Consider the following 20,672-nt stretch of genomic DNA (forward strand, 5'->3'; position numbering starts at 1 on the left):
TGCCCCGCACCGGAGATGGTGGCATGTCCTCGTACTTCCTGTTCCTCCTGCTCGGGCTCGGGTCCGGTGCCGTCTACGGCATCCTCGCCCTGGGCCTCGTTCTCAAGCACCGAAGCGCCGGAGTCGTCGACTTCGGCCACGGCGCCGTCGCGATGTTCGGCGCCTATGTCTTCCTCGACCTGCGCGACCGCGGCACCCTGCAGTTCCCCTGGATCGGCCTGCCGCACGCGTGGACCTTCTCCTCGTCGGGCCTGTCCACGCCGGTCGCGATGGCCGCGGCGCTCGTCTACAGCGCCCTTTTCGGCCTGCTGCTCTACGTCGTCGTATACCGCCCGCTGCAGCACGCCGCACCCCTGACCCGTGTCTGCGCCTCGGTGGGCGTCATGCTCGGTCTGCAGGCCATCGCCGTCCTCAACTTCGGCACCCAGGGCCGCTCCACGAACCCGATCCTGCCCACCTCGACGCTCAGCCTGGCCGGGGTCACCTTCCCGGTGGACCGGCTCTACTTCGCCGGCCTCGTCGTCGTGCTCGCGGCGGTCCTCGCGGCCGTCTACCGCTTCACTCCCTTCGGGCTGGCCACCCGTGCCGCCGCGGAGAACGACGCGGGCGCGGCGCTGATCGGGCTGTCCGCCCATCGCATCGCCGCCGTCAACTGGGTGATCGCCAGTGTCATGGCCGCGGCCGCCGGCATCCTCATCGCGCCGATATCGACCCTGGACCCGTCCTCGTACACCCTTTTCATCGTCCCCGCCCTGGGTGTCGCGCTCGTGGCCCGCTTCTCGTCCTTCGCCGTCACAGCCGCCGCCGGTCTCGTCCTCGGCATGGCCCAGTCGGAGATCACCAAACTGCTCACGGTGTGGACCTGGCTCCCCCAGCAGGGCGTGGCGCAAGGCCTCCCGTTCCTCGCCATCCTGATCGCCCTGCCGCTGCTGACGAAGCGTCTGGCGGCCCGGGGGGAGCTGGCGGAACTGCGCACGGCCACAGTGGGCCGGCCGGTACGTCCCGCACTGACCGCCGTACTGACCTTCGGCGCCGGCCTGCTCCTGCTCGCCGCCCTTCAGGGCTCGCTGCGCTCCGCGATGATCAACTCGATCGGCACCGGCGTCATCTGTCTGTCGCTGGTCGTGCTCACCGGCTACGTCGGCCAGGTCTCGCTCGCCCAGATGTCGCTCGCCGGCATGAGCGCCTTCCTGCTCAGCCACCTCTCGCTGTCGTGGGGCGTACCGTTTCCGCTGTCCTTCCTGCTCGCCGCCGTGGGCGCGGTCCCGGTCGGGATCGTCGTCGGTCTGCCCGCGCTGCGTATCCGCGGGGTGCACCTGGCGATCATCACGCTGGCGGCGGGCTACACCCTCGACGCGCTGGTGTTCAACGCGACGTCGTTCACCGGTGGCCTGGCCGGCAAGGACGTGCCCTCGCCCCAGCTGTTCGGTCTCGACCTCGGTATCGCGCGCGGCGACGACTATCCACGTCTCATCTTCGGGGCGTTCGCCCTTTTCGTCGCCGTTCTCGCGGGCTGGATGGTGGCCCGGACACGCCTCGGGGCGCCTGGGCGGATGTTCCTGGCCGTGCGCTCCAACGAGCGGGCCGCGGCGGCCGCGGGTATCAACGTCTCCCGGGCCAAGCTGTCCGCCTTCGCGCTGTCCTCCTTCGTCGCGGGCATCGGCGGCTGTCTCCTCGCCTATCAGCAGGGCACGGTCTCCCCGTCGCAGTTCGCCGTGTTCAACTCGCTCAGCCTGCTGGCCGTCGTCTACGTGGCCGGCGTCGGACGGATCACCGGAGCCGCCATGGCCGGTGTCATGTTCGCTCCCGCCGGGCTCTTCGTCAGTCTGCTGGACCGCTGGTTCCACATCGGCCAGTACCAGGGGCTGGTGGCCGGTATCGCCCTGACCCTGACGGCCGTCCAGAACCCCGACGGAGTCTCCGGCCAACTCCTCGGTCCCAAGGGGCCGGTGGCCGCGGTCCGCCGTCTCGGCACCCGGATGTCCGCTTCCAAGGACACCGATGCACCCTCGCCGGCCCCCGACGACAACAACACACCGGCGACAGCCGACCCGCGCAGGACGGTGACCTCATGACGCACTCGACGCTGCTCTCCGTGGACGGGTTGACCGTCGCGTACGGCGGTGTGACCGCGGTCGACGCCGTCACCTTCGCCGTCCCCGAGGCCCAGGTCACGGGCCTGATCGGCCCGAACGGCGCGGGGAAGACCTCGTTGATCGACGCCCTGACGGGTTACACGCGCCCGGCGGCGGGGCGCGTTCTCCTCGACGGTACGGACATCACCCGGCGGCCGGCCCACTGGCGTGCCCGTCAGGGACTGACCCGGACCTTCCAGTCCGTGGAACTCTTCGACGACCTGACCGTCCGGGAGAACCTCCTCACCGCACGCGAGCGCACGGCTGCGGCCGCCCTCGGAAGTCTGACCCCTCGGCGTGCGAAAGCCTCCGACCACACATCGGATGTGGCACGGGCCCTCGAACTCACCGGCCTGGAAGCGGTTGCGGATCGCTATCCTGCCCAACTCACCCTGGGCCGACGGAAGTTGGTCGGGGTCGCGCGGGCGCTCGCCTCCCGGCCACGCCTGGTTCTGCTGGACGAGCCCGCGGCCGGGCTCGACAGTGACGAGAGCCAGGAGTTCGGCGCCCGGCTCCGCTTGCTCGCCGACGACGGTGTGGGCGTACTCCTCGTCGACCATGACATGGGGCTCGTCCTGAGCACCTGTGACCAGGTCATGGTGCTGGACTTCGGCAGAGTGATCGCCTCCGGCCCCGCAGACGAGATCCGTCGGGACCCCGTCGTCATCTCCGCCTACCTGGGAAGCGAGGCCGCGGCATGACCAGCACCCTCACCGATGCGCTCGCCCTGCGACTGGACTCGCTCACGGCCGGATACAACGGTGTGCCCGCCACGCGCGAGGTGACCTTGGAGGTGGCACCCGGCGAGGTCGTGGCGTTGCTCGGGCCCAACGGCGCGGGCAAGACGACCACCCTCGCGGCGGTCGTCGGGCTCGTGCAGACGATGCAGGGCACCGTGACGGTGCACGGCGAGCCGGTCGCCGGCAAACCCGTCCACCGCCTGGCCCGAGAGGGTGTGTCCTACGTCCCCGAAGGCCGGGCTCTGTTCTTCGGGCTCACCGTGCGCGAGCACATGGCCCTCGCCCGCTCTCGCGGCGGCGCGTCCGTCGACGAGATCCTCGACCTGATGCCCGAACTCCGCAAGTGCCTCGCCCGCAAGGCGGGCCTGCTCTCCGGGGGAGAACAGCAGATGCTCGCCATCGGGCGGGCCCTGGTGTCCCGCCCCAAGCTGCTGCTGGTGGACGAGCTGAGCCTCGGCCTGGCACCGGTCATCGTGCAGCGGCTGCTGCCGGTCCTGAGCCGTGCCGCGGGCGACATGGGCGCGGGGGTGCTCTTCGTCGAGCAGCATGTGGCCCTCGCGCTCGGTGTCGCGGACCGTGCGTATGTGATGTCCCACGGCCGCATCGTCCTGACCGGCACGGGCGCCGAACTCGCCGCGCGCCGAGACCTGCTGACGGCCAGCTACCTCGGTGAGTCGGCGGGCGGTGATGCCGCAGAACCAGCCGACAAGGAGGGGTGATCAGACCCCGCTCGCCATCCGCACTCCGGCGGCCGCAGTCACCTTGTGGCCGCCTTCCCATGACTTGAGGATCCACATGCTCCACATCGTCTCGCTCGGCCTGGACGACGCCGTACTGCTCGCGGACGCCACGGTCGCGGCTTCGCACCGCGCGGGCATCACCGTGGCGGTCGCCGTGGTCGACGCCTCAGGGCAGCTCGTCGTCCTTCACCGCATGGACGGCACCCAGCCCGCCGGTGTCGACATCGCCCTCGCGAAGGCACGCACCGCGGCGGGGTTCCGCAAGCCGAGCAAGCACTTCGAGGACATCGCGGCATCCGGCGGGCGTCCGGGCCTGCTCGGTCTGCCGGAGATGTTCGGCGGGATCGCCGTCGAGGGCGGTGTCCCGGTGTGGGTGCCCGCGCGGGACGGTCGCCCCGCAGTGTGCGTGGGCGCTCTCGGCGTCTCCGGAGGGCGCTCCGACCAGGACGCAGAGGTGGCCGAGGAGGCCATCGAGGCCTTCCTCAAGACGCTCTGACCGCCTGCTGTCAACTGGCATGAAGAGAGGGAGCCGGCCCGTGACGGGCCGGCTCCCTCTCTTCGTCGTGCGGGTCAGGCGGTCGGTGCGGAGAACCGCTGACGGATCTCGCCGATCCCCGGGATCCGGCTGACCAGTTCGTCGCCTACGGTGAGGTAACGCGGAGGGTTCATCCGGTTGCCGACACCGGCGGGTGTGCCCGTGAAGACGAGGTCACCCGGCAGCAGGGGCACGATGGCCGAGAGCCTCGCGATCAGCTCGGGAACCGGGAAGATCATCGACTTGGTGCGGTCGTGCTGGACGACCTCGCCGTTGAGCAGGCCCGTGATCTCCAGATCGTCCGGATCGTCGAACTCGTCCGGGGTGACGAGAACCGGTCCCGTCGGCCCGAACCCGGGGAAGGACTTCCCCAGGCTGAACTGGGCCGGCTTCCCGGCCAGCTGGACGACTCGCTCGGATAGGTCCTGCCCGACCGTCAGCCCCGCGACGCTCTCCCAGGCACGGTCCTCGGACACACGGTGGGTGTGTGCGCCGATCACCGCGACCAGCTCGACCTCCCAGTCGACCTTGCCCGGGGGCAGTTCGACCGTGACCTCGGGGCCGGTGATGCACGTCGGGAACTTGGTGAAGACCAGAGGTTCGTCCGGCGGCGTGTAACCGGCCTCCGCCGCGTGGGGCGGGTAGTTGAGGGCGACGGCGAACACCTGACGAGGGCGTGGCACGGGAGCGCCGAGCGCGTCGGGGGCGACGGGCAGCCCGTATGCGTCACGGGACAGGCCGCCGGCCCATTCCCGCAGCTCCTGCCAGCTGTCGAACAGCGCCATCGGGTCGGACGAGAACCGTGCCTGCGACGCCGTGGCGATGTCGGCCGCCCAGCTTCCCTCGACCAGGACAGCGCGTCCGTCGAGTACCGCGAGCCTCACCAGTCCACCTTCTGCGGTACGGGGGTGCCGTGGCCCTCTTCCCAGCTGACGATGCGGTTGCGCAGGACGCCGAGGCGCTCCACCTCGGCCTCGATGACGTCACCCGGCTTGAGGTACATGTCGGGGTCGCCGCTGAAGCCCGCGACGCCCTGGACGGTGCCGGTGGTGATCAGGTCGCCGGCGCTGTAGCCCTGCGGGGAGTGGTAGGCGACCAGGTGCGGGATGGAGACGGACATCCGGCTGGTGTTGGACTTCTGGCGGACCTTGCCGTTGACGCGCAGTTCCATGCCGAGGTTCTGTGCGTCGGGGATCTCGTCGGCGGTGACGATGTAGGGGCCGACGGGGCAGAAGGTGTCGATGGCCTTGCAGAAGGAGAAGACCCCGGACTCCATCTCGCGGCGCTGGATGTCGCGGGCGGTGATGTCGTTGAAGACGACGTATCCGGCGATGTGGTCGGGGGCGTCGTCCACGCCGAAGAACTTGCCGGGCTTGCCGATGACGACCGCGATCTCCAGCTCGTAGTCCAGTTCGGTGGTGAGGTGCTCGGGGTAGATGACCGGCTCGTCCGGGCCGACGATCGCGTCGACGTTCTGGAAGAAGACGATGCCCTTGTGCATGGGGTGCGACCAGTCGACGTTCTTCGACTCGTCCTCGTGCTCACGGAAGTTGCCGGAAGTGTGGAAGAACTTCTTCGGCACGATCGGCGCCCGCAGCTTGACGTCGTCGAGGGCGATGCGCTCGCCGGTCTCCGAGACCTTGCCGTCGAGCTCGAAGTACTCGCGTGTTGAGCCGACCTCCAGAGGGAGGACGAGCTGCTCCTCCAGCTCCAGCCTGCCGACGCGTCCTTCGTCGAAGGTGACCAGCTTCATGTGTTCCGCCTGTCCGATGGTGATGGGTGAAGGGTGGTGGTGGGTAGGGATGGCAGTTCTGCGGCCGTCTGGTCGGCCGACGGTCCTTCGCCGGCGAAGACGCGCAGCTGGAGGGCGAGCAGGCCGTAGTACCCGACCAGCGTGGTGAGCTCGAAGAGGCCGCGCGAGCCCAGCGTCCGTACGGCGTCGTCGTACTCCTCGTCGGTCAGTTCCCCGGTGAGGATGAGGGCTTGTGTGATCCGCAGTGCGGTCTGCTCGGTCGGATCCGTGAGAGGGGGTACGGCTCCGACGCGCAGTGCGGCCATCACGCGGTCGCTCAGTCCGCACGTGCGCCCCACGGCCTCGTGGGCTTCGCGCTCGAAGTCACTGTTCCAGTGGGCAGCGACGGCGAGGATGGCCATCTCGCGCACCCGGTCGGTCAGGACGCTGTCGTAGCGCACGGCGCTGCCCACGGCCTGCACGGCGTGACCCACCGGGGGGCTCAGGAGCATCGCGTTGAACGGGCCGCGCAGACGGCCGTCCGCGTCGGCCAGGGCGAACGACTGTGGTCCCGCCGCGCGGCGTCCGCCCGTGATGGCCTGGTAGACCTCCGTCTGCTGCCCGTCGAGTTCTCCGGGCAGCAGCCCGGCCAGTCGAGCCCTCATCAGCACTCCTTCGGCCGTTTCATCGATCTGTCCTCACCCTAACGTCTGGATTCGCTACGCAAAAGAAGGTTTCGCATGACGAAAGTCATGCTTCCGGAAAGTGAGAATTGGCAGGCCCGTGTCCCGGACCCCAACTCCGTCAGCAGAAAGCGAGCTGCCGACGGAGTTCCGTCTCGCCGCCACGCTGATAACCGAGGGGTTCCTTGAGTGACTGCTCGACGGCTCATGCCATCCCGCCCCCAAGGTCCTGACCCTCGGTCTCTCCGCGCTGCGCGGCCTCGGTCTGGTGCAGCTGGCGGAAGGTCCCCTGCGCCGCCTGGCCGAAGCGACCGCCTGACGGCGAACATGGGGACGCTGCCCGACGACCGCGTTCTCCGTCTCGTCCGGCTGCGCAACGGCGACCTGGTCACCGCCAATATCCAGGTGGGATCGCGCCTTGCGGCGGTCACCATCTCGATCGGCAAGATGCTCCTCCCCAGCCTCGACGACGCCGAGTTGGAGCGGTGCCTGAGCGAGCGGCCCTTCGCCGGGGCGGCCGGCCCCAACGCCATCGGGCCGCTGGACGAACTACGCGATGCACTGGCGGGGATCCGTCGGCGGGGCTGGGTGGCGCAGGGCGAGGAGCTCGCCTATGGCCTGCGCTCCGTGGCGGCGCCTGTCACGGACGCCGTCGGAATGGCTGCTCCGGCACGGGGGTTGCCCGTGGAACGCCTCGTCGCAGAGCTGTGCCCGGTCCTGCAGAGCGCCTGCGGCGAGGTCTCGCGATTGCATGGCGGTCGTCGAGGAGCCGGTCAGACGAGCGTGCGGCCGCCGTCCACGTAGAGCACCTGGCCCGTCACGAACGAGGCGCGCTCCGAGGCGAGGAAGAGCGCGGCCCCCACCACGTCCTCCGGGGTGCCGAGGCGTCCGGCGGGCACCAGGCCGACCAACTCCTCGCGCATCCCGGGCTTGTCGAGGTAGGCGCGGGTCAGCTCGGTCTCCGTGTATCCCGGCGCTACCGCGTTGACCGTCACTCCGCCGTCGGCCCACTCCCGCGCCATGACCTTGACCAGCTGGTCGAGGCCACCCTTCGTCGCCGCGTACGGGGCGTGGTGTCGATGGGCGAGCTTGGAGGAGACCGATGAGAAGAACACCATGCGGCCCTGTCCGGCCTCGCGCATGATCCGCCCGGCCGCCCTGCCGATCCAGAAGGCGCTGGAGAGGTTCAGGGTGAGGATCTGCTCCCAGACCGCGTCGGGAGTGTCCAGTACCGGCCGCCGGTCGTTCGTGCCGACCGCGTGGATCAGTACGTCCAGTCCGCCGAGCAGGCGGGCGGCGGCGGCCACGGCCTCGTCGCAGGACTCCGGGGTGGTGACGTCGGCGACCAGTGTCCGGATCTCCGCGTTCGCCGACCCGGGATCCTCCCGCAGTGCCTTGAGGCGGGTCTCGTCCACGTCCACCACCACGACGCGCGCACCGGTATGGGCCAGCCCTCGGGCGCAGGCCGCACCGAGGCCGCCTGCTCCGAACACCAAAGCACTTCTGCCGTCCAGGCCCAGCCATCCCATCGAACGCCTCCGAATTTCGCTGAGTAAAAGCTAGTTTCACCCTACGGGAGGACGATAGCGACTGACCCGTGCGGTGTCCACGGTGTCCGGCGTCTTGACTGCCCCTGGGGTGCATGCTTGTGTTTCATCATTGCAAAAGTGACTTTCATTCAATGAAAGTATGAGCTGGAGCAGCCCCCGACTGGAGCTCAATGAGGAGCTGCCATATGGCTGTCACGAATTCACACAGCACCAGCACCACCCAAGAGGCCGCCGAACTGATCGGCCGCATGGAACGAGTGCCGGTCTCCCGGTTCCACGGAAAGATCGTGGGCACGCTCGGAGCCGGAACCTTCTTCGACGCATTCGACATCGTCTCGATCGGCGCCGTCCTCAGCGCCGTGTCGGCGACCTACGGACTCACCTCGAGCGAGGCCGGACTCCTGGTCAGCGCCGGCTTCCTGGGACAGGCGCTCGGTGCGATCGGCTTCGGGCTCGTCAGTGAGCGGATCGGGCGTCGTCCGGTGTTCCTCGCCTCGCTCGTCGTCATGGGCGTGTTCGCGCTCATCTCCGTGTTTTCCTGGAGCAGCGACAGCCTGGGCGCCATCAGGCTCATCCAGGGCTTCGGCCTGGGGGCGGAAGCCCCGGTGGCCTCCGCGATGCTCGGCGAGTTCGTCGCGGCCAGGCAACGCGGCCGCGTCACCGTGCTGTACAAGCTCGCCTCGCCGCTGGGCAATCTCATGACCTCACTGACCGCGGCGGTGCTGCTGGCGACGTTCGCCGACGAGAACGCCTGGCGACTGCTCTTCGCCATCGGCGGCGCGCCTCTCCTTGTGGCCCTCGTGGCCTGGCGCACTCTGCCCGAGTCACCGCGCGTGCTGATTCGCCGCGGCCAGCTGGCGCAGGCCGAGGCCGTGGTCGCGTCGATGGAAAAGGCGGCTGGTGTCGTACCCGGTCAGAGTCGTGTGGAGCAGTCGGCCACCGCCGATGTCGCGGTGCCGCAGGCGGACCTGCGCTCCACGAGGCTGGCCGAGCTGTTCTCCGCGGACTACCGACGGCGCACCCTGATGGTCTGGGTGCTGTGGTTCACCGTCTTCTTCGTGCTGCTCGGCGCGACATCCTGGATGCCCAGCCTCTACATCAAGACCGCCGGCGTCGCGCCGTCGACGGCCAGTCTGCTGAGTGCCGTCGTCACGCTGGCCGCGATCGGCGTGATCATCCTGGTCGGCAACACCGTGGACCGGACAGGGCGCCGCCGCTGGTTCCTCATCGGCTATGCGACAGCACTGGTGGGTGCCGTACTCGCCACGGTGCTGGCGGCGACGGGCAACCTCCATACCTGGCCCGCCCTGCTCATCGCCGGTGGGATCATGCTGGTCGGCGTCAGTGGCATCGACCCCCTCGTCTACGCCTACACGACCGAGCTCTATCCGACCCGCATGCGTGCCTGGGGTGTGATGAGCGCCAGCTCGCTGCGTGGCTTCGGAGCGGTCGCGGCACCCACCGTGATCGGCTGGATTCTGGACAGCGAGGCAGGTGTCGCGGGGGTCTTCGGCCTCTTCACCGCGTGCCTGGTCGTCGGACTGGCCGTCCAGGCGCGCTCGGTATCGAGACCCGCCAGACCTCCCTCGAGGAGCTCTCGAACTAGTCGAGGCGCTCCTCGGCAAAAGCACCGCGGCGCCAGTTCGGACGGCCGGCGGGAGGCCGCGGTAGGTGCGGGTCCGGCCGGCCGGCGCGGGGCCCGGGCCCGTACTGGTCACCTGCCGCCCAGCAGCCGGGAGATCTCCGCGCAGGCGTCCTCGACCTGCGGGCGCAACTCCTTGACCAGCCGGGTGGTCGGGAACTCCATGGCGGGTACGGCGATGTTGACGGCCGCGACGGTGGTGCCCGACGCGTCCCGCACCGGTGCGGCCACCGAACGCAGTCCGTAGGCGAGTTCCTCGTCCTGAACCGCCCAGCCCTGGCGGCGGATCTCCGCGAGCACCGGCCGCAGCTCCTCCAGAGACCGGGACGCGTTCGGGCCCGTCGGTCCGGCGAAGGACTCGGGGGGCAGCCGGGCCTGCAACTCGCCGTCGTTCAGCTGGCTCAGCAGCAGCTTGCCCATGGAGGTACGGACCGCGGGAAGCCTCGAACCCACCTGGATGTTCGCCGTCACGAGGTCGTTGTTGCGCAGCCGCACCAGATACAGCACAGAGTCGTCCGACAGGACCCCCAGGTTGACGGTCTGCCCCGTCGCAGCGGCCAGCCTGCGCAGCGGACCGTCCGCCAGCTGTACGAGGTCCAGGCCGCGCAGCGCGGAAAAGCCGAGGGTGAGTACTTTGGGAGCCGGCCGGTACGCACCGTCCGGGAGCTGCTCGAGGAATCCCTCGGTCACCAGGGTGGCCGCCATTCGGAACGCGGTCGGCAACGGGACTCCGGTCTCGGCGGACATGTCAGTGAGCTTCATGGTCGGCCGCTGCTCGGAGAACAGCCCCAGCATCCGCAGACCCTTGGCCAACGCTTCGACCTGGTAGCTGCGCTTGGCCGGAGCGGATGCGCTGTCGCCCGAGCCGGTCGTCTCGGCCGTCGTGTCCTTGCGCTGCGGCACTCACGTCTCGCTTTCTGGTGCGGACCAGGGCACTGGTGCGGCGCCGTCGGACCGGGCGCCACGACTTTCATCCTATGGAAGTGACTATTGAATCACCTGGGATCCGGGGAATGCGACGATCGAGGTCGGCCTCGCGGACCGGTCTGTAGAGACGGGCGCAAGGGCACCTTGGCTCGGGCGCCGATCTCGGTGTGCTGACATCGGCCCCTGCCACTCTCGGCAGTATGACGGAATCACCTGCCGCTACGGCGTGGACGGCCGCGACAAGGAATTTCAGGGCGGCATCGGTGCTGACGACTCCGCCGGTACCGCCCGCAGGCTTCGGCGCGCAGGGGCTGGCCGTCGATGATCGGCGCCGTGGTCATGGCAGCTGTCCTCCCGCAATAGGCAGCGCCGGCGTGGACGGTACGTCGAGCACGACGTCCACGATCCAGCCGTGGCCCGTGGCCCTATGGTGACGGCGCCGCTGTACATGGTGGCCCGTTGACGGATACCGACGAGTCCATGGCCGAGATCACCGATCGGCGGCTGGAGTTCGTCGGATCGGCTGCTCCGGCCGGGGCGCCCGTGTCGGTGACCCGGATGCGCACGATGCCGGCGCCGGAGGTGATGCTGACCTCTGTCCGGGTCACAGAGGGTCGCGGTCGCGCCCATCGTGGTGATCGCCGCAGCGGCATCGGCAGCCGGTCGACGGTCTTCGAGGTCGGCCTGGGGACCCCCTGTCTTGCCGCCGCATCGATGCGCCAGCACCGCCAAGCACGCGACTGGAACTATCGACTTGTTCAGTTGACTGAGACAGTCGATTGAGTCGATGATTGTCCTATCGGGGGCCGGAGAGCCCGCGACAGCAGCCCACCGCTTCGCCTGCGCCACCTCGTACTTTTCTGGAATCCGAAGGAGAGACTGATGACCGACATGATCGCCGTCGCGTACCCGAACCAGGACGTCGCCGAGGCGGCGCTGGTCGAACTGCGCCAACTGGACACCGAGCACACGGTTCACGTCGTCGACGCGGTCTTGGTGACCCGTGACGACGAGGGAGAGGTGAAGCTCCACGGCCGGCTCAGCCCCGCCGCCGCCGGCGCAGTGGACGGCGCCCTGTGGGGCGGCATCATCGGGATGCTGCTCCTGCAGCCGCTCCTCGGCGCCGCCATCGGGGCGGCCACAGGTGGCGTCATCGGCGCCAACTCCCGGGACGAGGACCAGACCGAGTTCATCAAGAAGCTCGGTCAGCGTCTGATTCCCGGCGGCGCAGCCGTGATCGCCCTCATCGCCGAGGCCACACCGGACAAGGCGCTGCCGCGCATGGCCCAGTTCGGCGGCGAGGTCCTGCACACGTCACTCGACGAGCAGGACGAGGAGACCTTCCGCCTTGCGCTGCGTTCCTGGTCCCATACCGCCAAGGGGCAGACGGCCGACGCCGGCGCCCAGCACGTCGGCCTCTCCTCCGCCACGCATCAGCAGTAGGGCGCCCGGGAGTACGTGTTTCCAAGTCCGTGGTCGACCGCCGCGAACAGTGCCCCGTTACGGGCAGTTCGTTGGATCCGGCGGTAGAGGTCAATGCCGTGTCCGGTGGTGACGGCGTCGATCAGGGCCTGGAACTCGGAGGGCGGCTCCTTGTCCGTCCAGGCTCGCCACCAGCGATTAAGGGTGACGGGGAAAGCCAGGAACGGATGGCGCGTAAGACCCTGGGCCAGCAGGGCTGTTGGGGCCGGTGGGTCAGGGCCAGTCCTCCTCTCCCTCGTCGGGGGGAACCATTGGTCCCAGCAGAAGGAGAAGGCACAGTTGACCAGGGTCTGGTGGCGGCGGATGGCGAGGTCGGAGCGGACCTGGAAGTCGGCCCGGCCGAGTCTCGGCGAGGTCGGCCGGCGGGTGCGGGCTGGTCGCGGCGTGGGGGGCGTCGGGGTGGGGCAGGTTAGTGGCCAGATACCAGGTGGCCTTGTCCGGCAGGCTGGCTGGGGCGGTGGTGGCTACGACCAGGCGGCAGGGTGAGGTGGGGCCGTATCCGCCCAGGCGGGCGTCGGAGGCCCACCAGGTCTCGGCGTGCCCGGCGACGAAGCTACGCGGTCAGCCGCTGGGACGCCCCACAGGACTCAGGGCTGCGCGACCGGGCGCTGTTCGACCCGGGGGAGCGGGTCCGGCAGCGCTTCGGGGTGGGCGACGACACGCTGGTCCTGCTGCGGCCGGACGGTCATGTGGCGGCCATCGTGCCGTACGACCCGGCCGGCGAAGGCCGCGCGGCCGAGCTGTACGAGCGGATCACCGGCCGCCCGGTGCCCCGTACCTGACGAGCCATCACAGAATATCGAAAACACTGGGAGTCCCCATGACGACCGTCACCGCCCCCGACGGCTCCGAGGTCGAGCTGGCCTCTGTGGGCCAGGAGATCGTCTTCGAGAACGACCATGTGCGGGTCTGGGAGATCACCCTGGCACCGGGCGCCAACCAGCCCTGGCACCAGCACCGCAACCCCTACCTCGTCATCGCGCTCGAAGCGGCCGACAACCGCATCGACGCCCTGGCCGGCGGTGAACCCCGGCTGGTGCACGAGCCGTCCGGCGGGGTCGTGTACCGCGAGCCCGGCGAGGTCCACATGCTCACCAACCGCGGCACCACCCGCTACCGCAGCCGACTGGTCGAACTGAAGGACCTCGGCGAGAACGCCCCCCAGGAGCACACCCATGACTCTCGCGGCACTCGCACGCCTCCAACCAGTTCATGTTCTGCCTCAAGGGCCGCTACACGTACGTGCCGACGGGCCTGACCCTCACCGAGGGCTCCTTCTACTGGAACCCCAAGGGCAGCCTGCACGGCCCGACCCTGGCCGAGGAGGAGTCGATCCTCCTGGAGGTCTATGACGGTCCGCACTACCCCACCCAGCCCGACTGGTACTCCAGCCCCGACGACGCCCGCTGACCATCCCGAAGGATCACCCATGCCCAAGCAGGAAATCATCTCCCCCGAACTCGGCGCCCCCAACGGTCACTTCGCCCAGGCGACGTGGCCGAGGCCCGCGGCCGGCTGCTGTTCGTCTCCGGTATGACCGCCCGCGCCAAGGACGGCACCGTGACTGGCGTCGGCGACATCACCGCGCAGACCCACCAGGTCTGCCAGAACCTCCGCGCCGCCGTCGAGGCGGCGGGCGGCACGCTCGACGACATCGCCCGGGTCGACGTCTACGTCCGCAACATGGAGGACTTCGACGCCATCCACGCCGTACGACGCCAGTACTTCACCGGCGTGGCGCCCGCTTCCACGATGGTCGAGGTCTCGAAGTTCGTGAACAAGGACTACCTGATCGAGATCAACGCCATCGCCGCGATCCAGGACTGAGGGGCGGTCGTCATGAAACTCGCTTCCCTCACCGTCGGCGGTGTCCGCAGGGCCGGGGCCGTGAACGAGGCCGACGCGACCGTCGCTCTGCTGCCCGCTTCCCTCGGCACGGTCGACGACGTCGTCCGCGGCGGCCCGGCGGCACTCGACGCGGCCCGCGCGGCTCTCCGCGGAGCCGAGACGAGGCCGCTGTCCGAGGTCCGCCTGGAGTCACCGCTGCACCGCTTCAACCGCGACATCCTGTGCACCGGCTGGAACTACTGGGACCACTTCGAGGAGTCCAAGGGCAAGCGCGAGGGCCAGGACCCCGCCTCCCGCCCCGAGCACCCGGCCTTCTTCACCAAGGGGCCGGACACGGTCATCGGTCCGGTGGACGCCATCGCCTACGACCCCGCCGTCTCCGCCAAGTGGGACTACGAGGCCGAGATCGCCCTCGTCATCGGCCGCGACGGGCGGTCGATCCCGGAGGAGAAGGCCCTGGAGCATGTCTTCGGCTACCTCGTCGCCAACGACGTCTCCCAGCGCGACCTCCAGCGGGCGCACGGCGGCCAGTGGCTCAAGGGCAAGAGCATCGACGCGACCATGCCGCTGGGTCCGTGGCTGACCACCAGCGACGAGATCGACGACATCGGCGGTCTCCAGGTGCAGTGCGAGCTCAACGGGCGGCTCCTGCAGGACGCCTCCAGTGCCCAGATGGCCTTCTCCATTCCCCGCATCATCGCCGAACTCAGCCACGGCATGACCCTGCGCGCCGGGGACGTCGTCCTCACCGGCACGCCGAGCGGCATCGGCAACGCGCGTGAACCGCAGATCTTCCTGGGCCACGGGGACGTGGTCGTCACCCGGGTCAGTGGGCTGGGGGAACTGCGCAACAGGGTGACGCTCACCCAGCTGACCTGACTGGACCATGTGACGAGGAGCGGATGATCGACATCGCCGCGGAGCTGGAGGAGTGGTGCGCGGACGGCCGTCCCTTCGCGCTCGCCACCGTCGTCGAGGTGACGGGCAGCGCGCCACGGCCGCCGGGCACCTGTGTCGCGGTCGACGCCGGCGGACGGGTCCTCGGCAGTCTCTCCGGCGGCTGCGTCGAAGGCGCGGTGTACGACCTTGCCCTGGAGGTGCTGGAAACGGGGGTCCCGCAACGGATCTCCTTCGGCTACAGCGACACCGACGCGTTCGCGGTCGGGCTGTCCTGCGGCGGGGTCATCGATGTCGTGGTGCGGCGCGTCACGGACGACGCATCCCGGGAAGCAGTCCGCTGCGTCCTTGCCGCCCTCGCCGAAGGCCGGGCCGTCGCACTGGCCACCGTCGTGGAAAGCCCCGGAGACGAGCTGGGCTCGGCAAGAGCCCTCACCGCCTCCGGCGCGGTGGGCGACCCGCCGGCCCATCCGGACGCGGACCGCCTCGGCCGGGCGCTGCTCGCCCGAGGCGCGGGAGGCACCCACCGTTTCGCCGCCGACGGCGGCTGCGACCCCGCCGCACCGGGCGAAGTGACCCTCTTCACCGCCGTGTACGCGGCGCCACCGCGCATGCTGGTCTATGGCGCGATCGACTTCGCCGCCGCCGTCGCGCGCATCGGCGGCTTCCTCGGCTATCACGTCACCGTCTGCGACGCCCGTGAGGTCTTCGCCACCCGCGAGCGCTTTCCCGACGCCGACGAGGTCATGGTCGACTGGCCGCACCGCCACCTGCGTTCCCTGGCCGACGCCGGGGCACTGGACGAACGTACCGTCGTCTGCGTCCTCACCCACGACGCCAAGTTCGACCTCCCGCTGCTGGAGTCGGCCCTGCGTCTGCCCCTCGCGTACGTCGGGGCCATGGGGTCACGCAGGACTCATGCGCAGCGACTGGAAGCCCTTCGCGCCACCGGACTGACGGACGACGACCTGCTCCGGCTTCATTCGCCCATCGGTCTGGACATCGGGGCGACCACGCCGGAGGAGACCGCTGTGTCGATCGCGGCCGACATCGTCGCAGCTCGCACCGACGCCCCGGGATGTCCGCTCAAGGCCACCGAGGGTCCGATCCACCACCGTTTGCATACGGGGCGCATCGGCCAGGAAGGGAGAGGGCTCGGATCGGCTGAGGGCTGTCCGCGCTGAACGGCGTTGGGATGGAGTTTCCGTGCTTGGTCATGGGCCCGAATTCATGGGCTCGAGGGTGCTTTTCGGCGGCCGCTGATTCGAGCGACGCCGAGACGAGTTCCAGGGTTCTGGGCGGCCCTGGGCCGTGGGCCTGGGTGCAGGTTGTGGTGTCGCTGGTGTTGGGGCGGGTTGTAGAGCCTGTGGCTGTTCTTCGTGGCCGGCCTGGGTCGCGCTGGGGCTGGCGGTTTTTGCGGCCAGCGGCTGGAGGGGTGCACGGTCGTAGGCGTTCGCCCTGGGGCCCAACATGATCAGGTACTCGACCGGTTGGCCGGGGCCGGCGTTCGCCACGCCGTGTGGGGTGCGGGTGTCGAACTCGGCGACGTCCCCGGCAGTCAGGACGTGACCGACCGGCCCAGAGGCACCGTCCTGGTGCGCACACCGTACGGGTCGGCGTCGTGGTGGATGGTGTGCGTGCACGGTCCGACCCGCTGACCGCACCGCTGGAGATCATGGGAGCACCGGTCGACGCGGACTGATTGACCATCAGCAGGCCGGCGGACACCCTGCGCCGACCGAGTACCCTCCGCGCGTGTCCGGCAGCCCACGCGATGTGTTCGATCGCGAGCCCTGCCTCGAGCGTCGCGTCGCCGACCGGTTTGCCGGTCTCGCGGTGCACCGTTTCGATGAGCTCGGGCAGTCGCCGGACCATCGTGGTCTTCCACGCCGTCAGGTGCCGCCCGCGCTCCGTGAAGCTGAGGCCGGCCCACCAGGCGGCCTCGGTGCGGGCGAGGTCGACGGCCGCGCGTACCTCCTCCTCGGTGTGCACCGGGGGGTGGGTACCGACGACCTCGTCGTGCCTTGTGGCGCCGGCGCCAGGAGGTTGGGTCAGGGCCGGTATCCGCTGGCTGTGGCACGGCGCCATACGTCTTCGAGCTGCTCGCTCGTCAGCGTCGCCGGCTCTGCGACGTGGGCTGCCCGCAGGTACAGGCATGCGAGCCATTCGACCGATTCGGCGTTGTGGACCGCCTCGGCCAAGGTGGCGCCACTGGCGACCGCACCGTGGTTGCGCATGAGCGCGGCCTTCCGGTCGAGCATCGCGTGGCGCACGTTGTCGGCGAGTTCCTGGGTGCCGAAGGTCGCGTAGGGCGCCACGCGGACCGGGCCTCCGAGCAGGAGGATGGAGTAGTGGACGCTGGGCAGCTCGTCGCGCACCAGGCCGAGGGCGGTGGCCCACGGCGCGTGCGTGTGCACGATGGCCTCGGCGTCGGTTGTGCGGTAGATCCCCAGGTGGAGGGGGGTTTCCGAGGAGGGTGAGGTCGCGCCCGCGTCGAGGACGTCGCCGTCGAGTGTGACGCGGGCGATGTCGGCGGGTTCCAGAGTCTGGTAGCTGACTCCGGACGGCGTCACGAGTACCTGGTCACCGATGCGGACGCTGAGGTTTCCCGATGTGCCGGTGACGAGCCCGGTGTCGTGGAGGTGCCGGCTCGCGTCGACGAGAGCTTGCCGGGTCTTCCGTTCGGTCGTGTCGTCCACTGCGTGGTCACCGTGTCCGTTCTTGTGCCGTTGCTTCTTGCCGTTGCATGGGGTGACGGCTGTCGGGGGCTTGTGCGGACGGTTCAGTGCGTCAGGGCACCGGCCGTCACGTTGCGGACCACGAGGGGGAGCCGGCGTGCGAGTTTCCTGCCGAGCAACACGGCGTAGAGGCGGTGCAGGGGGCCGTCGAGGACGACGCCGTGGGTGGCGCGCATGCCCTCGCCGACGGGCTCCATGTCGTGGGTGATGGTCAGGGTGGCCAGTGGCAGCCGGATGACGAAGTCCATGGCGCGTTCGTGTTCGACGCGGGTGAACTCGATCTTCTGGGCCGGGGCGCCGTGGTCCTTGACGACTCCGGTGGTTCCGACGGTGAGGGGGCCGTCGATCTGGGCCCAGGCGACGCCGGGGTCGTCGAGCTGCCACAGGGCGGCGTTCGTCCATCGCTCCCACAGCTGGGGGGCGGTGGCGGTGGTCAGCTGGCTGTGGTGGGTGCTCCAGGTCATCGGCTTGCCTTCTCGTCGTGCGTGGTGGCGGTGAGTTCGATGGCCGTCTTGCGCGCGGCGCGCTCGCCGGCCGCGACGGCGCCGTCCATGAATCCGGCCCAGCGTCGCGCGGTCTCGGTGCCGGCCCAGTGGATGGGGCCGACCGGCTCCGCCAGCCGGGCGTGCAACGAGGCGACCGCTCCGGGGCCCGGTGCCGCCGTGGGCCCGCCGCCGAGCCAGTCCTCCTCGCCCCACCGCTGGTCGGTGTAGCCGCGTGGTTGCAGTGCGCGTTCACCGAAGAGGTCCGCGAGTGCCGAGAGAGCGCGCACACGCCGTTCGTCGGCGTCCACCGCGTCCCACTCGCGTGCGTAGTCGCCTCCGATGAAGCCGAGGACGACGCCGCGGGAGCCGTCGGGAGGGCTGGCGTCGAAGGTGATGAAGACGGGGCCTTCGTCGGAGATCGTCATGCCGCTGAGGCCCTGTTCGCGCCAGAACGGCGTGTCGTAGACGGCGTAGATCTTGGACAGGACGCCGGGCGACCAGCGCTGTGAGAGGCGCCGGTGCGCGGCGGGGAGTTCGGGGACGAACCGGATCCGGCGTCGCATGGCCGGCGGCACCGCGACGATGACGCGCCGTGCGGTGGTGGGGCCGTCGTCGGTGTGGACGGTCACGGCGTCGTCGCTCCAGTCGATCCGCAGGACCGGCGACCCCAGGCGGACGGTGTCCGCACCCAGTCCGTCGGCGACGCGGACCGCGACCTCGTGCGAGCCCTCGACGAAGTGCTGCTCCTGGGCGCCGTCGCGGGTGTCTAGCATCGAGTCGAGCCCGCCGGCCTGGGCGATGTAGTGCAGCACGTGCAGCAGTGAGATCTCCGAGGGTTCGCAGCCCCACGAGGTCTTGCACACCACCGCCATCAGGTCTTGGGTGCCCTGCCCGGCGTGCTTGGCGGTGAGCCAGCCGCCGAGCGTCTGGGCGTCGAGGCCCGCAGCGTCGGGGGCGTCAAACGGGCGGCCGACGGGGATCCTGCGACTCATCCGCTCCAGGGTGGAACGGATACGGGCGAGGTCCAGCAACGAGGTGGCACCGATCGGAGGTACGGCCCCGCGGTACCGCTTGCGGTCCTTGCGCCACATCAGCAGGTTGTCCCCGGCCTCGTGCGTAAGGTAGCGGCCCACGCCGACCTCGTCGGCGAGGGAGTTGATGTGGTCGTGGTCGGGACCGACGAAGGTGCCTCCGAGATCGACACGCGCGTCGGCGACGGTGGCGGAGTCGACCCGGCCTCCGACTCTGTCGAGCGCCTCGAACACCTTCACGCGCAGTCCGTACCGCTGCAGGCTGCGGGCGGCGGCGAGACCGGAAAGCCCGGCTCCCACCACCACGACGTCGAGATCGACGCTGTCGGTCATGCTGGTTCTCCTTCGGGCAGAGGCTTGAGGGAAGCGGAAGTATGCGTCGGGAGCCGACGGGCGAGGGACAGCACGAGCAGGAGCGCGAGCGCGGGTGCCACGAACCCGAGCCGGAGGCCGGCACCGGTGCCGAGCAGGCCCGGGACGACAGCTCCGGCGACGGCGCCGGCATAGTTGAAGATGTTGACGCGGGCGATGACCTCGTCGCTGCGGGCGGGCAGCAGCAGACCGGCGGCCTCGAAGGCGATCGGCACCAGGACGCCGGTGGCGATCCCGGCGACCGCGAACCCCGCGACCGTCGCCGCGACGCCCGGGCCGGCGACGACGAGGGCGCACCCGATCGTGCCGACAACGAGGGCGCCGACACCGACGCGACGTCGGCCCCAGCGCAGCGTGGCCGGGTCGGTCACGAGCCTGGCGAGCAGGACCATCGCCAGGTAGGCCGCGTAGCCGACCGGCGCGACAGCGGCGGAGGTCCTCAACCCGTCGGAGAGATAGACAGTGCTCCAGGTCGAGACCGCCGCGTCCAGCACGTACGCGACGAGGACGAGCGACCCGACAGCCCAGATCGCCGCTCGCGGGAGCGGGATGCGCCGGCGGCCGGGCGAGGTGGTGTCCGCCGGGCGGGGCGGAGGCTGCGGCACGAGCCGGAACCGGCCGGTGAGCGCCACGGCGAGCTGCAGCAAGGCAACGCCCCCGACCAGGGTCAGTGCGGAGACACCGCGGGTGGCCAGAGCCGAGCTGAGGAGCGCTCCGATGATGCCGCCGACGGTGAAGGCCGAGTACAGGCGGCCCATCATGGGCACCCCGGTGCGGTTCTGCAGGGCGACGCCCTGCATGTTGTTGCCCGCGTCGACCGTGCCCAGGCCCAGACCGTAGACGGCGACCGCGCCCAGGTAGACGACTCGGTCGGGGGCGAGGCTCATCCCGGCGAGAGCGGCGGACTGCAGCAGGAATCCGAGGCACAGCGCGCTCCGGCTCCCACGGCGCACGGCGACCGCGTCCGCCAGCACCGACCCGAACACCGCGGCGACGCAGACCCCGAGCAGAATCACGGAGAGGACGGTGTCGCTGAAGTCCATGCGGTCCTTGGCCGCGGGAAGCGCGGTGACGACCGCTGCGTAGCCGACACCCTGAGCGGCGTACGCAGCGCAGACCATCAGCGTCGTCCCGC

At 70.0% G+C, this 20,672-nt stretch carries 22 protein-coding genes and 4 pseudogenes; 14 read left to right on the forward strand and 12 right to left on the reverse strand.

All coding sequences use genetic code 11. The features are described from left to right. Nucleotides 1-23 precede the first annotated feature (23 nt). The 4 genes from AQJ58_RS20410 to AQJ58_RS20420 all read left to right on the forward strand — a co-directional run bounded on the left by AQJ58_RS20410 (nt 24) and on the right by AQJ58_RS20420 (nt 4,111). On the forward strand, nt 24-2,075 hold the full coding sequence (locus AQJ58_RS20410; RefSeq protein WP_159056276.1) for an ABC transporter permease: 2,052 nt from the start codon (nt 24-26) through the stop codon (nt 2,073-2,075). Then, nucleotides 2,072-2,836 (forward strand): ABC transporter ATP-binding protein, encoded by a 765-nt coding sequence (locus tag AQJ58_RS41000; RefSeq protein ID WP_079079072.1) that lies wholly within the window; start codon nt 2,072-2,074, stop codon nt 2,834-2,836. The genes AQJ58_RS20410 and AQJ58_RS41000 overlap by 4 nt, the downstream gene beginning before the upstream one ends. Continuing rightward, nucleotides 2,833-3,594, forward strand: coding sequence for an ABC transporter ATP-binding protein (locus AQJ58_RS20415; protein WP_067252112.1), 762 nt, complete (start codon nt 2,833-2,835; stop codon nt 3,592-3,594). The genes AQJ58_RS41000 and AQJ58_RS20415 overlap by 4 nt, the downstream gene beginning before the upstream one ends. Before the next feature lie 76 nt (nt 3,595-3,670). Next, nucleotides 3,671-4,111 carry a GlcG/HbpS family heme-binding protein gene (locus tag AQJ58_RS20420; RefSeq protein WP_067252114.1) on the forward strand — a complete coding sequence of 147 codons (441 nt, stop codon included), beginning with the start codon at nt 3,671-3,673 and terminating at the stop codon, nt 4,109-4,111. A 74-nt stretch (nt 4,112-4,185) separates the two neighbouring features. Here the strand turns inward: AQJ58_RS20420 and AQJ58_RS20425 are convergent, their stop codons facing one another. From AQJ58_RS20425 to AQJ58_RS20435, 3 genes are read right to left on the reverse strand one after another with little or no spacing between them, the layout of a single operon-like run. Next, nucleotides 4,186-5,034 carry a fumarylacetoacetate hydrolase family protein gene (locus AQJ58_RS20425; protein WP_067252115.1) on the reverse strand — a complete coding sequence of 283 codons (849 nt, stop codon included), beginning with the start codon at nt 5,032-5,034 and terminating at the stop codon, nt 4,186-4,188. After that, nucleotides 5,031-5,903, reverse strand: a complete 873-nt coding sequence (locus AQJ58_RS20430; RefSeq protein ID WP_067252117.1) for a fumarylacetoacetate hydrolase family protein — start codon at nt 5,901-5,903, stop codon at nt 5,031-5,033. Before AQJ58_RS20430 ends, AQJ58_RS20425 begins: the two co-directional genes overlap by 4 nt. Then, nucleotides 5,900-6,547 carry a carboxymuconolactone decarboxylase family protein gene (locus AQJ58_RS20435; RefSeq protein ID WP_067252596.1) on the reverse strand — a complete coding sequence of 216 codons (648 nt, stop codon included), beginning with the start codon at nt 6,545-6,547 and terminating at the stop codon, nt 5,900-5,902. Before AQJ58_RS20435 ends, AQJ58_RS20430 begins: the two co-directional genes overlap by 4 nt. A 345-nt stretch (nt 6,548-6,892) precedes the next feature. On the opposite strand from AQJ58_RS20435, the gene AQJ58_RS20440 reads away from it, so the two are divergent. Then, on the forward strand, nt 6,893-7,369 hold the full coding sequence (locus AQJ58_RS20440; RefSeq protein WP_067252118.1) for an IclR family transcriptional regulator domain-containing protein: 477 nt from the start codon (nt 6,893-6,895) through the stop codon (nt 7,367-7,369). On the opposite strand, the gene AQJ58_RS20445 is transcribed toward AQJ58_RS20440, so the two are convergent. Further along, on the reverse strand, nt 7,339-8,094 hold the full coding sequence (locus tag AQJ58_RS20445) for an SDR family NAD(P)-dependent oxidoreductase (protein ID WP_199844631.1): 756 nt from the start codon (nt 8,092-8,094) through the stop codon (nt 7,339-7,341). The genes AQJ58_RS20440 and AQJ58_RS20445 overlap by 31 nt on opposite strands. Before the next feature lie 269 nt (nt 8,095-8,363). On the opposite strand from AQJ58_RS20445, the pseudogene AQJ58_RS44505 reads away from it, so the two are divergent. Beyond that, nucleotides 8,364-9,704 (forward strand): annotated as a pseudogene (locus AQJ58_RS44505) (MFS transporter); the annotation flags it as partial. Nucleotides 9,705-9,829: 125 nt separating this feature from the next. Here the strand turns inward: AQJ58_RS44505 and AQJ58_RS41005 are convergent. Then, nucleotides 9,830-10,660, reverse strand: a complete 831-nt coding sequence (locus AQJ58_RS41005; RefSeq protein WP_079079074.1) for an IclR family transcriptional regulator — start codon at nt 10,658-10,660, stop codon at nt 9,830-9,832. A gap of 504 nt (nt 10,661-11,164) precedes the next feature. Here AQJ58_RS41005 and AQJ58_RS20455 point away from each other — a divergent pair. Both AQJ58_RS20455 and AQJ58_RS20460 read left to right on the forward strand, forming a co-directional pair. Beyond that, nucleotides 11,165-11,467 (forward strand): hypothetical protein, encoded by a 303-nt coding sequence (locus tag AQJ58_RS20455; protein ID WP_159056277.1) that lies wholly within the window; start codon nt 11,165-11,167, stop codon nt 11,465-11,467. Nucleotides 11,468-11,566: 99 nt separating this feature from the next. After that, complete coding sequence (locus AQJ58_RS20460) at nt 11,567-12,127, forward strand: DUF1269 domain-containing protein (RefSeq protein WP_067252123.1); 561 nt, start codon at nt 11,567-11,569, stop codon at nt 12,125-12,127. A gap of 90 nt (nt 12,128-12,217) precedes the next feature. Here AQJ58_RS20460 and AQJ58_RS45915 read toward each other — a convergent pair. Then, a pseudogene (locus AQJ58_RS45915) lies at nt 12,218-12,724 on the reverse strand (IS701 family transposase); the annotation flags it as partial. A gap of 89 nt (nt 12,725-12,813) precedes the next feature. Between AQJ58_RS45915 and AQJ58_RS45385 the strand changes: the two are divergent. From AQJ58_RS45385 to AQJ58_RS20485, 6 genes are all read left to right on the forward strand, one after another. Then, nucleotides 12,814-12,948, forward strand: a complete 135-nt coding sequence (locus AQJ58_RS45385; protein WP_267892068.1) for a hypothetical protein — start codon at nt 12,814-12,816, stop codon at nt 12,946-12,948. Between the two features lie 38 nt (nt 12,949-12,986). After that, nucleotides 12,987-13,424, forward strand: a complete 438-nt coding sequence (locus tag AQJ58_RS20465; RefSeq protein WP_199844632.1) for a cupin domain-containing protein — start codon at nt 12,987-12,989, stop codon at nt 13,422-13,424. After that, complete coding sequence (locus tag AQJ58_RS20470) at nt 13,409-13,576, forward strand: hypothetical protein (protein WP_234360138.1); 168 nt, start codon at nt 13,409-13,411, stop codon at nt 13,574-13,576. The genes AQJ58_RS20465 and AQJ58_RS20470 overlap by 16 nt, the downstream gene beginning before the upstream one ends. An 84-nt stretch (nt 13,577-13,660) precedes the next feature. Beyond that, nucleotides 13,661-13,993: a RidA family protein gene (locus AQJ58_RS20475; protein WP_234360143.1), complete on the forward strand. Its 333-nt coding sequence runs from the start codon at nt 13,661-13,663 to the stop codon at nt 13,991-13,993. A 12-nt stretch (nt 13,994-14,005) separates the two neighbouring features. Continuing rightward, nucleotides 14,006-14,893 carry a fumarylacetoacetate hydrolase family protein gene (locus AQJ58_RS20480; RefSeq protein WP_067252124.1) on the forward strand — a complete coding sequence of 296 codons (888 nt, stop codon included), beginning with the start codon at nt 14,006-14,008 and terminating at the stop codon, nt 14,891-14,893. 23 nt (nt 14,894-14,916) lie between these two features. Then, nucleotides 14,917-16,095 carry an XdhC family protein gene (locus AQJ58_RS20485; protein ID WP_067252126.1) on the forward strand — a complete coding sequence of 393 codons (1,179 nt, stop codon included), beginning with the start codon at nt 14,917-14,919 and terminating at the stop codon, nt 16,093-16,095. Nucleotides 16,096-16,327: 232 nt separating this feature from the next. On the opposite strand, the pseudogene AQJ58_RS44510 reads toward AQJ58_RS20485, so the two are convergent. The 6 genes and pseudogenes from AQJ58_RS44510 to AQJ58_RS20505 form a co-directional block, all read right to left on the reverse strand. Further along, a pseudogene (locus AQJ58_RS44510) lies at nt 16,328-16,476 on the reverse strand (transcriptional regulator); the annotation flags it as partial. 178 nt (nt 16,477-16,654) lie between these two features. Then, nucleotides 16,655-17,077, reverse strand: a pseudogene (locus AQJ58_RS41025) (aldehyde dehydrogenase family protein); the annotation flags it as partial. Further along, entirely contained in the window at nt 16,963-17,610 is a 648-nt protein-coding gene (locus AQJ58_RS20490) for a class II aldolase/adducin family protein (protein ID WP_067252127.1), read from the reverse strand. The gene AQJ58_RS20490 and the pseudogene AQJ58_RS41025, both read right to left, overlap by 115 nt. A gap of 83 nt (nt 17,611-17,693) precedes the next feature. Continuing rightward, entirely contained in the window at nt 17,694-18,113 is a 420-nt protein-coding gene (locus AQJ58_RS20495; RefSeq protein ID WP_067252129.1) for a hypothetical protein, read from the reverse strand. Then, nucleotides 18,110-19,498 (reverse strand): flavin monoamine oxidase family protein, encoded by a 1,389-nt coding sequence (locus AQJ58_RS20500; protein ID WP_067252130.1) that lies wholly within the window; start codon nt 19,496-19,498, stop codon nt 18,110-18,112. The genes AQJ58_RS20495 and AQJ58_RS20500 overlap by 4 nt, the downstream gene beginning before the upstream one ends. Further along, nucleotides 19,495-20,658, reverse strand: coding sequence for an MFS transporter (locus AQJ58_RS20505; protein ID WP_067252132.1), 1,164 nt, complete (start codon nt 20,656-20,658; stop codon nt 19,495-19,497). Before AQJ58_RS20505 ends, AQJ58_RS20500 begins: the two co-directional genes overlap by 4 nt. Nucleotides 20,659-20,672 lie beyond the last annotated feature (14 nt).

This window comes from Streptomyces sp. DSM 15324, from assembly GCF_001514285.1.
In the GTDB taxonomy this organism is placed as follows: domain Bacteria; phylum Actinomycetota; class Actinomycetes; order Streptomycetales; family Streptomycetaceae; genus Streptomyces.

What these genes read in the sequence shown, in the direction of transcription:
- AQJ58_RS20410 (WP_159056276.1), top strand. Translation starts at nt 24, where the DNA reads ATGTCCTCGTACTTCCTGTTCCTCCTGCTCGGGCTCGGGTCCGGTGCC.
- AQJ58_RS41000 (WP_079079072.1), top strand. Translation starts at nt 2,072, where the DNA reads ATGACGCACTCGACGCTGCTCTCCGTGGACGGGTTGACCGTCGCGTAC.
- AQJ58_RS20415 (WP_067252112.1), top strand. Translation starts at nt 2,833, where the DNA reads ATGACCAGCACCCTCACCGATGCGCTCGCCCTGCGACTGGACTCGCTC.
- AQJ58_RS20420 (WP_067252114.1), top strand. Translation starts at nt 3,671, where the DNA reads ATGCTCCACATCGTCTCGCTCGGCCTGGACGACGCCGTACTGCTCGCG.
- AQJ58_RS20430 (WP_067252117.1), bottom strand. Translation starts at nt 5,903, where the DNA reads ATGAAGCTGGTCACCTTCGACGAAGGACGCGTCGGCAGGCTGGAGCTG.
- AQJ58_RS20435 (WP_067252596.1), bottom strand. Translation starts at nt 6,547, where the DNA reads ATGAGGGCTCGACTGGCCGGGCTGCTGCCCGGAGAACTCGACGGGCAG.
- AQJ58_RS20440 (WP_067252118.1), top strand. Translation starts at nt 6,893, where the DNA reads ATGGGGACGCTGCCCGACGACCGCGTTCTCCGTCTCGTCCGGCTGCGC.
- AQJ58_RS20445 (WP_199844631.1), bottom strand. Translation starts at nt 8,094, where the DNA reads ATGGGATGGCTGGGCCTGGACGGCAGAAGTGCTTTGGTGTTCGGAGCA.
- AQJ58_RS20455 (WP_159056277.1), top strand. Translation starts at nt 11,165, where the DNA reads ATGGCCGAGATCACCGATCGGCGGCTGGAGTTCGTCGGATCGGCTGCT.
- AQJ58_RS20460 (WP_067252123.1), top strand. Translation starts at nt 11,567, where the DNA reads ATGACCGACATGATCGCCGTCGCGTACCCGAACCAGGACGTCGCCGAG.
- AQJ58_RS20465 (WP_199844632.1), top strand. Translation starts at nt 12,987, where the DNA reads ATGACGACCGTCACCGCCCCCGACGGCTCCGAGGTCGAGCTGGCCTCT.
- AQJ58_RS20480 (WP_067252124.1), top strand. Translation starts at nt 14,006, where the DNA reads ATGAAACTCGCTTCCCTCACCGTCGGCGGTGTCCGCAGGGCCGGGGCC.
- AQJ58_RS20485 (WP_067252126.1), top strand. Translation starts at nt 14,917, where the DNA reads ATGATCGACATCGCCGCGGAGCTGGAGGAGTGGTGCGCGGACGGCCGT.
- AQJ58_RS20495 (WP_067252129.1), bottom strand. Translation starts at nt 18,113, where the DNA reads ATGACCTGGAGCACCCACCACAGCCAGCTGACCACCGCCACCGCCCCC.
- AQJ58_RS20500 (WP_067252130.1), bottom strand. Translation starts at nt 19,498, where the DNA reads ATGACCGACAGCGTCGATCTCGACGTCGTGGTGGTGGGAGCCGGGCTT.
- AQJ58_RS20505 (WP_067252132.1), bottom strand. Translation starts at nt 20,658, where the DNA reads ATGGTCTGCGCTGCGTACGCCGCTCAGGGTGTCGGCTACGCAGCGGTC.